This is a genomic window from Azospirillum sp. TSH64 (genome assembly GCF_003116035.1).
In the GTDB taxonomy this organism is placed as follows: Bacteria; Pseudomonadota; Alphaproteobacteria; order Azospirillales; family Azospirillaceae; genus Azospirillum.
In genome coordinates this window covers 3,248,877-3,262,878 of record NZ_LGQW01000015.1, presented here as the reverse complement: position 1 = coordinate 3,262,878, position 14,002 = coordinate 3,248,877, and the positions used below count along the sequence as shown (strand labels likewise).

The following is a 14,002-nucleotide window of genomic DNA, read 5'->3' as shown; positions in this document are numbered from 1 at the left end:
GCCGTTGGAGCGGACCCCTCCGCCAAACGGGCTCGATTGCCCGAACGGATCATGAGTCCGCACCAAATCGGCGCCTGTTGCCGCGAAGACTCACTCCTTCGCCGGCACCGTCCGCAGATAGGCGACGATGGCGGCGCGGTCGTCCGCCGTCAGCTTGGAGGTGGTGTTGCGCACGACCTCGCCCATGGCGCCGCCGGCGACATCGCCGTCGGGGGTCAGGCCGGCTTCCAGGAACAGCGACAGGTCGCCGTCGGACCAGTCGCCGATCCCCTTGCCCTTGGCCTTGGATCCGGTGATGCCCGGCACCTTGTCGTTGTCGGGCCCCTGCGGGTTGCCGGCGAGATAGCGGTCGGAATCGAGCCCGCCGAGCTGGGTGCGCGGGCTGTGGCATTCGGCGCAATGGCCGAGCGCATCGACCAGATAGCGCCCGCGGTTCCAGGCCGGCGGCCTGGCCGGGTCGTCGGCGACCGGGCCGGGGGTCAAATACATCCACTGCCAGACCGGGACGAGGAAGCGCCAGGAGAAGGGCGGCGACAGGTCGTGCGGCTTGTTGGCGGTGGATGCCGCCGGTAGGCTGAGCAGGTAGGCCTTCAAATCCAGCAGGTCGCGGTCGGTCATCCGCGTGTAGCTGGCATAGGGAAAGGCCGGGAACAGCGCGGCGCCGTCCGGGCGCACGCCCTCGCGCACCGCGCGGATGAAGTCGGCGTCGCTCCAGCGGCCGATGCCGTTCACCGGGTCAGCCGTGATGTTCGGGGTGTAGAAGGTGCCGAAGGGGGTCGCCAGCGCCCGGCCGCCGGCCAGCGGCTGGCCGCCGCCCTTCTCGTCCGTATGGCAGCCGAGGCAGCCGGCGGCGTTGAAGATGTAGGCGCCCCGGCTGACGGAATCGTTGGCGGGACCCTCACCCGTTTGAAGGGGGCCGGCGGCACGCGCACTGCCGCCCGCGAAGGCGAGCGGCAGCAGCAGGGCGGCGGCGGTCAGGAGGCGCCGCACCGGTCAGTTCTTCTTGACGCGGAAGTCCTCGTGGCAGCTTCCGCAGGTCTTGGAGGTGGCGCCGAGCGCCTGGGCGATCTGCGCGCGGTCGCCGGTCTTGATGGCGGCGTCGAGCTTCTCGGCGGCGGGCTGGACGGCGCTCCAGTATTTCTGGGTCTCGGCCCAGCTCTTCCACAGCTCCGGCTTGGCGGCGCTGTCGGCCACGCCGACGGCGGTGCCTTCGGGGAAGATCTTCTTCACGTCCATCTTCGACACCGCCAGCACGGCTTCCGCCCCCTTGGCCGCGTCCTCGGCGGTGGCTCCCTCGTTCTTCACGAACTTGGCGACGGCGCCCATGCCGCCGCCCAGCTTCTTCATGGTCTGCTGCCGGTCCTTGACCTGCTCGGCCGGATCGGCCGCGCCGGCGGCGCCGGCCGACATGCCGAACAGCGTGAACATCAGACCGGCGACGGATGCCGCCGCAAGAACATTGACGACCCGGTTGCTCATGTGGTCCCTCCCGATGATGCCGTGGCTTAAACGGTGCCTGTGCCGCTGTTGACGCGCCGCCCCCACCCGATATTCCATGGCATTCGCCAGATTTTTTTGCGGCCCCGCCTCCTTTGGAGGACGGTGGCGAGAAAGGTTGACCCGCGATGAAGAGCCTGTCGTCCGTCTGCGTCTATTGCGGTGCATCGTCCCGTGTCGCCGATGTCCACAAGGAGGCCGCCCACGCGCTGGGCGACGGGCTGGCGCGGCGCGGCATCCGCATGGTCTATGGCGGCGGCCGGGTCGGGCTGATGGGCATCGCCGCCGACGCCGCGATTGCCGCCGGCGGCGAGGTGGTCGGCATCATCCCGGAACACATCCAGTCGGCCGAAGTCGAGCACACCGGCCTGACCGAGCTGCATGTCGTCGACAGCATGCACACCCGCAAGCGCATGATGGTGGAGCGGTCGGACGCCTTCGTCATCCTGCCGGGCGGCCTGGGCACGCTGGACGAGGCCTTCGAGATCCTGACTTGGAAGCAGCTTCAGCTGCACGACAAGCCCATCGTCATCGCCGACATCGACGGCTACTGGCGCCCGCTCCTGGGGCTGATCGACCATATGGTCGCCCAGGGCTTCGCCCGCATCGACCGCTCCGCCCTCTACCGCGTCGCCGACCATGTCGACGGCGTGTTCGAGGCGCTGGGGGCGATGCCCGACCAGGCCCATCCGGCCCAGCCCGGGAAGATGTGAGGCTTAGGCGTCGAAGCCCTTCCCACGGTTATCCCCAGACTTCCCAACCTGTGGATAACTTCTGTGCACAGCTTTTGTGGATGGCTCCCCGCCCTTCACCGAGCGTTCGCGTTCTGTTTCTGATACTGTGTCCTCCATGAGCAACCAGACCTCATCGCTGTTCGATCCCCGCCCCTCCTCCGCGGTCAAGCCGACGGCGGAATACCGAACGCCTCCCAACAACGAGGAGGCGGAGCAGGCGCTGCTGGGCGCGATCCTGGTCAACAACAAGGCCTATGAGAAGGTCGGCGAGTTCCTGCGGCCGGAGCATTTCTACGACCCGGCCCACCAGCGCATCTTCGCCGCCATCACCAAGATGGTCGACCGCGGCCAGATCGCGAACCCGGTCACGCTGAAGGCCCTGTTCGACAACGATCCCGAACTGGCGGTCGAAGGCGGCAGCGCCTATCTGGCGGAACTGGCCGCCAACGTGGTGACGGTGGTCAATGCCGGCGACTACGGCAAGACCATCCACGACCTGTTCATCCGCCGGCAGCTGATCGAGGTCGGCACCGACATGGTGAACGAGGCGTACCGCCACGACCTCGACATCACCGCGCTCGACCAGATCGGCGAGGCGGAGAAGCAGCTGTTCGACCTCGCCTCCACCGGCGACGTGCAGGGCGGCTTCGTGGCCTTCGGCGAGTCGGTCAAGCACGCCATCACGACGGCGGAGGCAGCCTTCCGCCGGTCCAGCCACGTCACCGGCGTCACCACCGGCCTGATCGACATCGACCGCAAGCTGGGCGGCCTGCACCCGTCGGATCTGATCATCCTCGCCGGCCGCCCCTCGATGGGCAAGACGGCGCTGGCCACCAACATCGCCTTCAACGCCGCCAAGGCGCACATGCGCTCCAGCGGCCAGGAGGGCGGCGTCGTCGGCTTCTTCTCGCTGGAAATGTCGGCGGAACAGCTCGCCACCCGTATCCTCGCCGACGAGGTGCAGGTGCCCGGCGACAAGATCCGCCGCGGCGAGATCCGCGACACCGATTTCCCGAAATTCGTCCAGGCCAGCCAGGATCTGGCCCGCTGCCCCTTCTATGTCGACGACACGCCGGCCCTGTCGGTCGCCGCGGTGCGCACGCGCTGCCGCCGGCTGAAGCGGACCTCGGGGCTCAGCATGGTGGTGGTCGACTACCTCCAGCTGCTGCGCGGCTCGTCGTCGCGCGGGGCGGAGAACCGGGTGCAGGAAATCTCGGAGATCACCCGCGGCCTAAAGGCCATCGCCAAGGAGCTGGACGTGCCGGTGGTGGCGCTGTCGCAGCTGAGCCGCGCGGTGGAACTGCGCGAGGACAAGCGCCCGCAGCTGGCCGACCTTCGCGAATCGGGCTCGATCGAGCAGGACGCCGACGTCGTGATGTTCGTTTTCCGCGAACAGTATTATCTTGAGCGCGCCGAGCCCTCGCGCCGGCCCGACGAGAGCGACGACAAGTTCAACGACCGCTATCAGCGCTGGCAGCAGCGCCTGGGCGAGGTGCACAACACCGCCGAGGTGATCATCGCCAAGCAGCGTCACGGTCCGATCGGCACCGTCCGTCTCTACTTCGACGGCCAGTTCACCAAGTTCGGCGATCTCGACCAGCACCACCAGACCGACGAGTGACCAGAGTGACGACCGACCTGAGCCCGCGCGCCTGCGCAATCCTCACCGTGGATCTCGGCGCCGTCGTCGCCAACTGGACGCAGCTGCGCGACCGGGTGGCCCCGGCGGACTGTTCCGCCGTGGTCAAGGCCGACGCCTATGGGCTGGGGGTGGCGCAGGTGGTGCCGGCGCTGGCCGCCGCCGGTTGCCGGACCTTCGTCGTCGCCCAGCTGGAGGAGGCTCTGGCCGTCCGCCGGGCGCTGGAGCCGGTGGCCCCCGAGGCGCAGGTCTTCTCGCTGGGCGGCCTGCCGCCCGGATACGAGGGGGAGTTCATCGCCGGGCGCATCCTGCCGGTGCTGAATCACCTCGGCGACATCGCAGCGTGGCGGGCCTTCGCCGCCTCGCGCGGCGAGGTGCTGCCGGCGGTGATCCACATCGACACCGGCATGAACCGGCTGGGGCTCGGCCCCGACGAGCTGGACGATCTCGCCGCCCATCCTGAGTGGCTGGAGGGCATCGACGTCCGCTATTGGATGACCCACCTCGCCTGCGCCGACGAGTTCGACAGCCCGATGACCGGGGAGCAGCTGGAGCGGTTCCGCGGCGCGCTGGCCCGGCTGCCCAAGGCGAAGGCCAGCTTCGCCAACTCGTCCGGCATCTTCCATGGCAGGGACCATCATTTCGACCTCGCCCGGCCGGGCTGCGCGCTCTATGGCGTGAATCCGACGCCGCATCTGCCCAACCCGATGCGCGGCACGGTGCGGCTGGACGCGCGGCTCTTGCAGGTGCGCAACTGCACGGCGCCGATGACGGTCGGCTATGGCGCCGCCCACAGGGTGACCGGCCCGGCGCGGATCGCCACCATCGGCGTCGGCTATGCCGACGGCTACCTGCGCTCGCTGAGCGGCAAGGGCCATGTCTTCGTCGATGGCGTCGCCGCCCCCATTGTCGGCCGCATCTCGATGGATTTGATCACCATCGACGTGACCGGCCTGCCGGAGAGCGTGGCCGAAGCCGGCCGCATGGTCGAGCTGATCGGCCCCAGCCGCCCGGTCGACACGGTGGCGGCGGAGGCCGGGACCATCGGGTATGAGGTGCTGACCTCGCTCGGCCGGCGTTATCACCGGGTCTATGCATCGTGAGCCGATGGCCGGACGACGCTATCGGCCGGCCTTTTCATGCCGGGATCCCGGACGCATGAATTCTCCGCCGACGACGCGATTGCGCCCCTTGTTCTTGGCCTTGTAAAGGTAGGCGTCGGCGGCGGCCAGGATCTCGGGGCGTGGCGCGTTGTCCAAGGAACGAATCGTCAGCACGCCCAAACTCGCAGTCACCATTTCGGCGGCAGGCGACCCTGCATGCGGGATCGCCAGCGCCATGATCCCGGTTCGGATCCCTTCGGCAACCCGCATCGCACCCTCCAGCTCAGTGGCCGGCAGGATGCACGCGAATTCCTCGCCACCGAACCGTGCCGCCAGATCGCCCGACCGTTGAACGGCTCTGGACAGCACCCCGGCGATCTGCCGAAGACAATCGTCACCGGCCACATGACCGTAACGATCGTTGAAGGCCTTGAAAGCATCGACATCGCAGAGGATGAGGGAGAGCGGTGCACGGGAGCGCAAGTGGCTTTTCAACTCGGCATCGAATGCCGTGTCGAATCGGCGACGGTTTCCAATTCCAGTCAACGCGTCCGTAAGGCTGAGCTGAAGCGCTTTCTCATTCAAAAACCGCCATTCCGCCTCCATTCTTCTGCGCTCGGTGATATCCCTGACTATGCTGCAATTGTAGAATTTGCCTTTGTATTCGACAAGATTTGCCGTCACTTCGATAGGAACCTCAACGCCATCTCTTGTTTTGTTTATCGTTTCGATCCTGACCACGCCCTGGTCGACGAGATCCTGCCAATGCTCACGCCATATTTCTTCATTGAACAACGGATCGACGTCCCAGACTCTTTTCCGGCCGAACTCCGCTGCCGAATAGCCGAACATCCGCGTCGCCGCCCGATTGACGAAGACATACCGCCCATCCGCATCGAGCCAGATGATCATATCCGAAACTTTATCAACCGAAACTTGGGTGAGCATGGCACGATGCCCGCACTCCGCCATTTCAGCGAACCCGTTGATGGCAATCGAAAACACCCCCGGCGCGTCCGTCCGGCACCGCACCGTGAGTTCCACACGGCATGTCGAGCCGTCTCCGCAAGCTAAGGTTGCATCAACGATGGCGCCATGGATGTGGCCGGGCGCCTGCATGAACTCCCTGATAGCAGCCCCGCTTGCGCTGTCGAGGATGGTGTCAATCGGTCGCCCAAGGAGATCGGCCCGGCAATACCCTGTCCTCGACAGGCACCCGTCCGTGACGTCGAGGACCACTCCCTCCGGAGTGACGGCTACATCGCTGACGGAGCGGCCCGACTCATGCGCTTCCGCAGACCGGCACGTCTCGCCGGTGAACGCCGGAATGGGGTTGCCCGGTCCCATTTCCTCGTCTCCACGGGTGTCGTCGGGTCGGCCATCCAGCAGCAGCTTGAATCGATCAGACTCCATGGCGTAGCCCACGATGCTCTTGTGTAGAAGTGACGGAAAATGGCCGGCTGCAGCTTAGTCCTTTATACTGGAGTATGATGCTTTCCGTACAAATAAGAATCGACTATGAAAATAGATGTGATTATTACGAGGCTGTGCGGGCGGCCCTTCCCGCCCCTTGACCGGAGATCCCGGACTGCCAGCCGCTGCGGCCGCGACCGCCGACCGGACCAGCCCAGATGGTGCCGCAACGTCCCTCCCCTGCAAAGTCCAAGGATGACCTAGCCCTTCATCGGTGCTATGACCGCATCGCCCAAACGAGTCTCTAACCAAGGATGCGGGCCGACTGATGGGTTTCCTCGCCGCTACCGGCCGGGCCTTCCTGATCTTCCTGGAAGCGACCGGACGCCTTGCCCTGTTCACCGGGTCCGCCCTGTCGCACTGCGTGCGCCCGCCGCTCTATCCGCGCCAGATCCTGCGGCAGATGATCGACATCGGCTATTATTCGCTGCCGGTGGTCGGGCTGACCGCGCTGTTCACCGGCATGGTGCTGGCGTTGCAGAGCTACAGCGGCTTCTCCCGCTTCCAGGCGGAGGGCGCCATCGCCACCGTCGTCGTGCTGTCGATCACCCGCGAGCTGGGGCCGGTGCTGGCCGGCCTGATGGTCGCGGGCCGCATCGGCGCCGCCATGGCGGCGGAGATCGGCACCATGCGGGTGACCGAGCAGATCGACGCCCTGTCCACCCTGTCGACCAACCCCTACAAGTATCTGGTGGCGCCGCGGCTGATCGCCGGGCTGACCATGGTGCCGCTGCTGGTGGTGGTCGCCGACATCATCGGCGTGTTCGGCGGCTTTCTGGTCGGCGTCTACCGGCTGGACTTCAACGCCGCCAGCTACATCAACCGCACCTGGGAATTCCTCCAGCCGGTCGACGTCATCTCCGGCCTGGTCAAGGCGGCGATCTTCGGCTTCCTGATCGCGCTGATGGGCTGCTACCACGGCTACCACTCCAAGGGCGGCGCCCAGGGCGTCGGGGCGGCGACCACCAACGCGGTGGTGTCGGCCTCGATCATGATCCTGGTGTGGAACTACCTGATCACCGGCCTCTTCTTCTCGACCAAGTGAGCGCCAGTTCATGACAACCGTTCCCAAGATCGCGCTCAAGAACGTCACCAAGCATTTCGGCCCGAAGAAGGTGCTGAACGGCATCGACCTGGAGGTGGCGAAGGGCGAGTCGCTGGTCGTCATCGGCGGGTCGGGCACCGGCAAGTCGGTGATGCTGAAGAGCATCCTCGGCCTGCTGACGCCGGATTCCGGCTCGATCCAGGTCGACGGCGTCGAGACGACCCGGCTGCGCTCGCGCGAGCGCGAGAAGCTGCTCCACAAGTTCGGCATGCTGTTCCAGGGCGCCGCCCTGTTCGACAGCCTGACGGTGTGGGAGAACGTCGCCTTCGGCCTGATCCAGGGCGCCCATATGCCGCGTGCCCAGGCCAAGGAGATCGCCGTCGCCAAGCTGGGCGCCGTCGGCCTCACCCCCGACGTGGCGGAGCTGTCGCCCTCGGAGCTGTCGGGCGGCATGCAGAAGCGCGTCGGCCTCGCCCGCGCCATCGCCGACGAGCCGGAGATCATCTTCTTCGACGAGCCGACGACCGGCCTCGACCCGATCATGGCCGACGTCATCAACGAGCTGATCGTGCAGTGCGTGAAGGATCTCGGCGCCACCGCGGTCACCATCACCCACGACATGGCGTCCGCCCGCAAGATCGCCGACCGCATCGCCATGATCTACCAGGGCCGGATCATCTGGACCGGCCACGCCCGCGACATCGACAATTCGGGCAACGCCTATGTCGACCAGTTCGTCCATGGCCGGGCGGACGGGCCGATCAAGATGCAGATCAAGGCGCTGTAGGCGGAACAATAGCGGGGACTGGCCGGTTACCGGACGGGCGCTTGTTGCCGCCCGTTCCCCGACGGTGGCCTCCCGTGAGCATACAGCCCGCGACATCCCAGGACTTCGACATCGACGAGGTCTTCCGCCGCCTGCGGGTCGCGGTCGCCCCCTATCCCAAGGCGGCGATGTTCGAGCTGCGCGACCGCGGCTATGCCACCCCGTTCCAGCAGCTGGTCGCCAGCCTGATTTCCGCCCGCACGCGGGACGAGACGAGCCTGGAGGTCGCCGAACGGCTGTTCGCCGTCGCCGACACGCCGGCCGCCATGGCCGCCCAGCCGGAGGAGCGGCTGGTCCAACTGCTGCACGGCGCCACCTTCCCCGAACCGAAGGCGCGCGACATCCGCGCGCTGTCCCGCCGCATCGTCGAGGAGCTGGGCGGCGAGGTGCCCGACACGCCGGACGGGCTGATGCGCTTCCATGGGGTGGGGCCGAAGATCGCGGCGCTGACGCTGGCGGTCGGCTTCGGCATCCCGGCGCTGGCGGTCGACATCCATGTCCACCGCATCGCCAACCGCTGGGGCTACGTGCAGGCACGCAACCCCGAGAAGACGATGGCGGCGCTGCTGGCGGTGCTGCCGAAACGCTACTGGGTCGAGATCAACGAGCGGCTGGTGCCCTTCGGCAAATGGGTGTGTACCGGCGAACGGCCGCGCTGCTCAACCTGCCCGCTCTTGTCGATGTGCGCGCGGGTGGGAGTGACCGAGTCACGGTGACGCTTGCGATTGATGCAGATCCTGGCGGGACGCCGGAGGGCTGACTAGAAGAGCGGCCGAAATTCCGCTTTTCGAGGCTCCCGCGATGATCGTCTACGCCCTGCACTGCGCCTGCGGCCATGATTTCGACCAGTGGTTCGACAATATGGCCGATTACGACGCCAAGAAGGCCGTCGGCATTCCCTGCCCGTCCTGCGGCGGCACCGAGGTCGCCAAGGCCATCATGGCGCCGCGCGTCGGAAAGTCCCAGCCCGCCCCCGCCTGCGGCCCTGGCGGCTGCGGCGGAGGCGGCTGCCCGATGATGATGTGACCGGACCCGGGCGCGGCGCCGTTCAGCGCCGCCGTGCCTCCGCCGTCAGGCGCGGGCCGGTGGTCAGCTCCTCGCGGCGGCGGGGGGTGCCGAAGCTCGGTTCGACGCGGTTTTCGCGCGGCCGGTCGTCGCCGGCGGGCTTCCGGCTGAGCGGATCGACACCGCGGCCGCTGCGCCACCAGGCGAAGCCGATGCCGCCCAGCGTCGCGGCGATCAGCCCGGCGACCCCGGCCCGCGCCGCATTGGACTGCCAGATCGACGGGGCGGCGCCGACCGCCGCCGCTTCCTCGACCGGGGCCGGCTTGCCGTCGGGCGTGGTCGCCGCCACCGCCCCGCGCGGTGCCGCCTGCGGAGTCGGGCCTTCGGAGGCGTTCGACGCAGCGCTGGCCGATGGGGAGACCGATGGGCGCGGCGCGCTCTGGGGCGTGGCGCTGGATGTTGCGGCGGCAGCCGGCGCCGACGGGCGGGCCGCCGGAGCTGCGGCGGGCGCGCTGTGGCTGGCCGAGGAGGACGCGGAGGAAGACGACGAGGAAGAAGACGACACCGGGGCGCCGCCGAACTGGGCCATGCCGCCGACGCTCTCGTTGCCGGATTCGACCCGGCCGGTCGGGGCGGCGCGCGGCGCCACCTCCTTGTCGTGGCGGGTCTGCCCGACCTGGCTCTTGGACAGGCTGCCCATGGTCGGCGCGGCCTTGCTCTCGCGCTCGCCCATCATCTTGGCGATGGTGGCCTGGTCGAGGTTGCCGGTGGCGGGAAGGCCCGCCGACTTCTGATAGGCGCTGAGCGCGGACCGGGTTTCCGGCGTCATCTGGCCCTTGGCCCGGCCGCCGATGTTGTAGCCCTTGTCCTTCAGGATGGTCTGCGCCCACTGGATGTCGGCGACCGACGCCTCGGCCCGTGCCGAACCGGGCGCTCCCACGGTCAGGGCCGAAACCACCAGTGCCACTGCCGCCACCGCGGCGCCACCATGCACCCGCCGCGAAATCCCAGACATTGCCTCTCCCTCCGTCCGTGACATCAGACCGACTTCAGAGCCACGACACTCCCCCGAATCGGGGACTAAGATCGTGTTACCAGATTGCGTCGCATTTCCGGCGGCGATTTTTCGGCGTCTGCTTTGTCAGCCGCGCAGCGTTGCCGAAAAGGCGCGTTCCCGGAAATGGTGCGCGAAAATGGATCGGAAAGGGCCGGACGTGGTAGCGTCAAATCGGGGGCGAAAAAGGAACAGGACGCACGCCATGACCGGGACCATGACCGGCGCCAAGGCCGGGACCGACACCGCACGCCCGCGACTCCCGGCAGCCTTGCCGGGGCTGGCCTGCCTGTCCGCGGCCCTGTCCGCGCTGGCCCTGCTGTCCGGATGCAGCAGCCCGCCCGCCTACCGCGAATGGACCGCCAGCCCGGACGTGCCGACCGTCGCCTATGACGAATGCACCGAGCAGGTGGACACCACCATGCGCCTGCGCGGCTATCCGCTGCGCCCGCTGCCGGAAACGCCGCAGTTCGGCTACCGCAAGGAAATCTTCGCCCAGTGCATGCGCCGCAAGGGCTACACGACGGAGTGAGGGCTTATCTTCCGGCGAAGTGCAGATAGGCGAGGACGCCCGCCAGCGTGCCGATCAGGATCACCGCCAGATAGATGCGCAGCGGCAACGCGACGGCTTCCCCGGCCCTGCGCCTGTCCGTCGGTTTGCGCGGGGCCGTCGGACCAGGCTTGGGCGGGACGGGCTTGGCCGAAACCGGCTTGGCTTCCGGCCTGACCCGGCCGCCTTGGGTCGGGTCGTACAGCTCGATCAGCGTCCAGTTGAACTCCATGCCCTCATAGCCGGAGTCGGCGTTGTAATCGAGCTGGATCAGCCGGAAATAGGCCCGCGGGTTGACGCCGACCATCCGGTCGAAGCGCGCCTTGGCATGGGCCAGCTCCTCCCCGACCTCCAGCGTCTTCCAGCCCTTGCCGCGCGCCTTCTGGATGGCGAAACGGGTCGGCTGTTGCGGGCGGGGCGTCGGCATGGCCGGCAGTTTAACGCCGCCCTCAGACCAGCGGAACCGCGTTGTTGCGGATGACCGAGGCGTACCAGTCGTAGCTGGCCTTCGGCGTGCGGGCCAGCGTCTTGCGGTCGACCTGGACAAGGCCGAAATGGCGGCGGTAGCCCTCCGACCATTCGAAATTGTCCAGCAGGGTCCAGGCCATGTAGCCCTTGAGGTTGCAGCCCTCGTCGATCGACTTGGCGGCGGCCAGCAGATGGTCGCGCAGGTAGGCGATGCGGTCGCGGTCCTCGACCCGGCCGTTCGGGCCGACGCTGTCGGGGTAATCGGCGCCGTTCTCCGTCACATAGACCGGCGGGTTGCCGTATTTCTCCTGCAGCTCGGCCAGGATCTCGCTGAGCCCGTCCGGCTCGACCGGCCATTCCATGCCGGTCTTGCGCGTGCCCTCGGGGGCGGAGCCGTAGCCGGTGCCGAACAGCCCCTGCGGGTCGGGCTGCTGGTGCATGCGGCTGTAGTAATTGACGCCGAGGAAATCGACCGGCTGCTTGATGCGGGCCAGATCGTCGGGCTTGGCGATGCGGGTGAATTCGGCCTCCAGCTGCTCGGGGAAACGGCCCTTGAACAGCGGATCCAGGCAGGAGCGGTTCCACAGCGCGTCCCACATCAGCGAGGCGGGATAGTTCGAGTCGAGACCGCCGACCGGCCAGGACGGCTGGAGCGACAGCACGGTACCGAGCCGCCAGTTCTTGCCGCCGGCCTGGCGCAGCGCCGCCAGCGCCGTGCCCTGGGCGAGGTTCTGGTGGTGGATCGCCTTCAGGCAGTTCTGCCGGCCGGTCAGGCCCGGCGCATGCCCGCCGGTGCCGTGGCCGAAGATGGCGACCACCGACGGCTCGTTCAGCATCGCCCAGTTGCGGGCGCGGTCGCCCAGCCGGGCGGTCACCGCCAGCGCGTAGTCGGTGAACCAGCCGGCGATGTCGCGGTTGGTCCAGCCGCCCTTGTCCTGCAACGCCTGCGGCAGGTCCCAATGGAACAGGCAGGGCCAGGGCTGGATGCCCTTGGCCAGCAGCGTGTCGGTCAGCCGGTCGTAGAAGTCCAGCCCCTTGGCGTTCACCGCCCCGGTGCCCTGCGGCATCACCCGCGGCCAGGCGATGGAGAAGCGGTAGGCCTTCATCCCGGCCTTCGCCATCAGATCCACATCCTCGGCATAGCGGTGGTAATGGTCGCAGGCCACGTCGCCGGTGTCGCCGTTGGCGATCCGCCCGAAGGAATGGCTGTAGGTGTCCCAGACGCTGGGCCCCCGCCCATCCTCGGCGACGGCGCCCTCGATCTGGTAGCTGGAGGTGGAGACGCCCCACAGGAAGTCCATCGGGAAGGACACCGACGGGACAACGGCACCGGCAGCACCCGGAGCGGCCTGGACGGTCTCGCGGCCCAGCACCGCCAGGGCGCCGGCGCCGGCCGCGGTGGCCGCGGTCGCCTTCAGGGCCGTCTTCAGGAAAGTCCGCCGCTGCATCGCCTGCTTCTCCAAAGTCATAACGGGTCCAACTTTTCCTCGGCCCCGCAGCCGCGCACTGTATGCAGTCCAACGGCTTTGGCAACCGGGTGATTACCCCAAGTCCCGATTCCGTCGCCATAGGCGCGGGCCGGATGCTGGGATATAGTGAGCCCCATGCAGACTCTCTTCCCCATCCTGATGGTCATGGCGATGCTGGCGGTGGTCGGCTCGCTGTTCGTCGGCCTCTTCTTCATGGCCCGCGGCGGACGGGGCGACCCGCGCCGCTCCAACAAGGCGATGCGGCTGCGCGTGATGCTCCAGGGTGCGGCCCTGCTGCTGTTCGTCCTCGCCATCCTGACCCAAGGCTGACTGTTCCCCCATGGTAAAGCTGACCAAGATCTACACGCGCGGCGGCGACGCCGGCGAAACCTCGCTCGGCGACGGCAGCCGGGTGCCGAAGGGCGACCGCCGCGTCGCCGCCTACGGCACGGTGGACGAGGCGAACGCCGTCATCGGCATGGCCCGCCTGCACATGCGGGACTGGCCGGATGCCGACGCCATGCTCGGCCGCATCCAGAACGACCTGTTCGATCTGGGCGCCGACCTCTGCACGCCGGAGGAGGAGGAGCCGAAATACCCGCCGCTGCGCATCGTGCAGGCCCAGGTCGACCGGCTGGAGGCGGAGATCGATGCGATGAACGCTGGCCTGGCGCCGCTGACCTCCTTCATCCTGCCCGGCGGCTCGCCGGCCGCGGCCCATCTGCATCTGGCCCGCACCGTGGTGCGCCGGGCGGAACGGCTGATGACCGATCTGGCACGGCACGAGCCGGTGACAGCGGCGGCGCTGAAATACGTCAACCGGCTGTCGGACCATCTGTTCGTGCTGAGCCGGGTGGTGAACCGCAACGGGGCGGACGACGTGCTGTGGGTGCCCGGAGCCAACCGCTGAGCGTGCGCATTCCGATTGACACCGTGCGGTCTCCCCTGCCGCGACAACCGGGGCGGCATATGAGGCCGCCCGCGCGTCCGGCGCGTCATTGACAGTGGTATTTCCAGATCCTATGGTCCGTTCGCAACCACAGCAATTTTCGCGGTGTTCGCCGTAACAGGCGCGCGCTCAGCAGCCAGGGTGAGTTATGAAAGTCCTCGTCCCCGTTAAGCGAGTGGTCGACTACAAC

16 protein-coding genes are annotated in these 14,002 nt (G+C 67.8%); 10 read left to right on the top strand and 6 right to left on the bottom strand.

The window, feature by feature from the left end; translation table 11 throughout:
* Positions 1–90: 90 nt before the first annotated feature.
* Together TSH64_RS16340 and TSH64_RS16335 are read right to left on the bottom strand one after the other, a co-directional pair.
* Positions 91–990, bottom strand: coding sequence for a cytochrome c (locus TSH64_RS16340; protein WP_109446440.1), 900 nt, complete (start codon positions 988–990; stop codon positions 91–93).
* A 3-nt stretch (positions 991–993) separates the two neighbouring features.
* Positions 994–1,479 carry a cytochrome c gene (locus TSH64_RS16335; RefSeq protein WP_109446438.1) on the bottom strand — a complete coding sequence of 162 codons (486 nt, stop codon included), beginning with the start codon at positions 1,477–1,479 and terminating at the stop codon, positions 994–996.
* A 146-nt stretch (positions 1,480–1,625) separates the two neighbouring features.
* Between TSH64_RS16335 and TSH64_RS16330 the strand changes: the two genes are divergently transcribed.
* From TSH64_RS16330 to alr, 3 genes are all read left to right on the top strand, one after another.
* Positions 1,626–2,210, top strand: coding sequence for a TIGR00730 family Rossman fold protein (locus tag TSH64_RS16330; protein WP_109446436.1), 585 nt, complete (start codon positions 1,626–1,628; stop codon positions 2,208–2,210).
* A 136-nt stretch (positions 2,211–2,346) separates the two neighbouring features.
* Positions 2,347–3,852 carry a replicative DNA helicase gene (locus TSH64_RS16325; RefSeq protein ID WP_109446434.1) on the top strand — a complete coding sequence of 502 codons (1,506 nt, stop codon included), beginning with the start codon at positions 2,347–2,349 and terminating at the stop codon, positions 3,850–3,852.
* Positions 3,853–3,857: 5 nt separating this feature from the next.
* Positions 3,858–4,973, top strand: coding sequence for an alanine racemase (alr, locus tag TSH64_RS16320; RefSeq protein ID WP_109446432.1), 1,116 nt, complete (start codon positions 3,858–3,860; stop codon positions 4,971–4,973).
* 18 nt (positions 4,974–4,991) lie between these two features.
* Here the strand turns inward: alr and TSH64_RS16315 are convergent, their stop codons facing one another.
* Positions 4,992–6,398, bottom strand: a complete 1,407-nt coding sequence (locus tag TSH64_RS16315; protein WP_146208033.1) for a diguanylate cyclase — start codon at positions 6,396–6,398, stop codon at positions 4,992–4,994.
* 316 nt (positions 6,399–6,714) lie between these two features.
* Between TSH64_RS16315 and TSH64_RS16310 the strand changes: the two genes are divergently transcribed.
* The 4 genes from TSH64_RS16310 to TSH64_RS16295 all read left to right on the top strand — a co-directional run bounded on the left by TSH64_RS16310 (position 6,715) and on the right by TSH64_RS16295 (position 9,343).
* Positions 6,715–7,491 carry an ABC transporter permease gene (locus tag TSH64_RS16310; RefSeq protein WP_012978311.1) on the top strand — a complete coding sequence of 259 codons (777 nt, stop codon included), beginning with the start codon at positions 6,715–6,717 and terminating at the stop codon, positions 7,489–7,491.
* Between the two features lie 10 nt (positions 7,492–7,501).
* On the top strand, positions 7,502–8,278 hold the full coding sequence (locus tag TSH64_RS16305) for an ATP-binding cassette domain-containing protein (protein ID WP_109446428.1): 777 nt from the start codon (positions 7,502–7,504) through the stop codon (positions 8,276–8,278).
* Positions 8,279–8,352: 74 nt separating this feature from the next.
* The gene (gene nth, locus TSH64_RS16300; RefSeq protein WP_247872976.1) at positions 8,353–9,033 is read left to right on the top strand and encodes an endonuclease III; all 681 of its coding nucleotides are present in this window, start codon (positions 8,353–8,355) and stop codon (positions 9,031–9,033) included.
* A gap of 85 nt (positions 9,034–9,118) precedes the next feature.
* Positions 9,119–9,343, top strand: a complete 225-nt coding sequence (locus TSH64_RS16295; protein ID WP_109446426.1) for a DUF1178 family protein — start codon at positions 9,119–9,121, stop codon at positions 9,341–9,343.
* 22 nt (positions 9,344–9,365) lie between these two features.
* Here TSH64_RS16295 and TSH64_RS16290 read toward each other — a convergent pair whose 3' ends face one another.
* Positions 9,366–10,337, bottom strand: coding sequence for a peptidoglycan-binding domain-containing protein (locus TSH64_RS16290; protein ID WP_109446424.1), 972 nt, complete (start codon positions 10,335–10,337; stop codon positions 9,366–9,368).
* A gap of 244 nt (positions 10,338–10,581) precedes the next feature.
* Between TSH64_RS16290 and TSH64_RS16285 the strand changes: the two genes are divergently transcribed.
* Positions 10,582–10,908 (top strand): hypothetical protein, encoded by a 327-nt coding sequence (locus TSH64_RS16285; RefSeq protein WP_247872975.1) that lies wholly within the window; start codon positions 10,582–10,584, stop codon positions 10,906–10,908.
* 4 nt (positions 10,909–10,912) lie between these two features.
* Here TSH64_RS16285 and TSH64_RS16280 read toward each other — a convergent pair whose 3' ends face one another.
* Both TSH64_RS16280 and TSH64_RS16275 read right to left on the bottom strand, forming a co-directional pair.
* The gene (locus TSH64_RS16280) at positions 10,913–11,353 is read right to left on the bottom strand and encodes a hypothetical protein (protein ID WP_109446422.1); all 441 of its coding nucleotides are present in this window, start codon (positions 11,351–11,353) and stop codon (positions 10,913–10,915) included.
* Between the two features lie 22 nt (positions 11,354–11,375).
* Complete coding sequence (locus tag TSH64_RS16275; RefSeq protein ID WP_247872974.1) at positions 11,376–12,863, bottom strand: GH1 family beta-glucosidase; 1,488 nt, start codon at positions 12,861–12,863, stop codon at positions 11,376–11,378.
* A gap of 135 nt (positions 12,864–12,998) precedes the next feature.
* Between TSH64_RS16275 and TSH64_RS16270 the strand changes: the two genes are divergently transcribed.
* On the top strand, positions 12,999–13,193 hold the full coding sequence (locus TSH64_RS16270) for a twin transmembrane helix small protein (protein ID WP_098735145.1): 195 nt from the start codon (positions 12,999–13,001) through the stop codon (positions 13,191–13,193).
* 10 nt (positions 13,194–13,203) lie between these two features.
* Positions 13,204–13,773, top strand: a complete 570-nt coding sequence (locus TSH64_RS16265; RefSeq protein WP_109446420.1) for a cob(I)yrinic acid a,c-diamide adenosyltransferase — start codon at positions 13,204–13,206, stop codon at positions 13,771–13,773.
* Positions 13,774–14,002 lie beyond the last annotated feature (229 nt).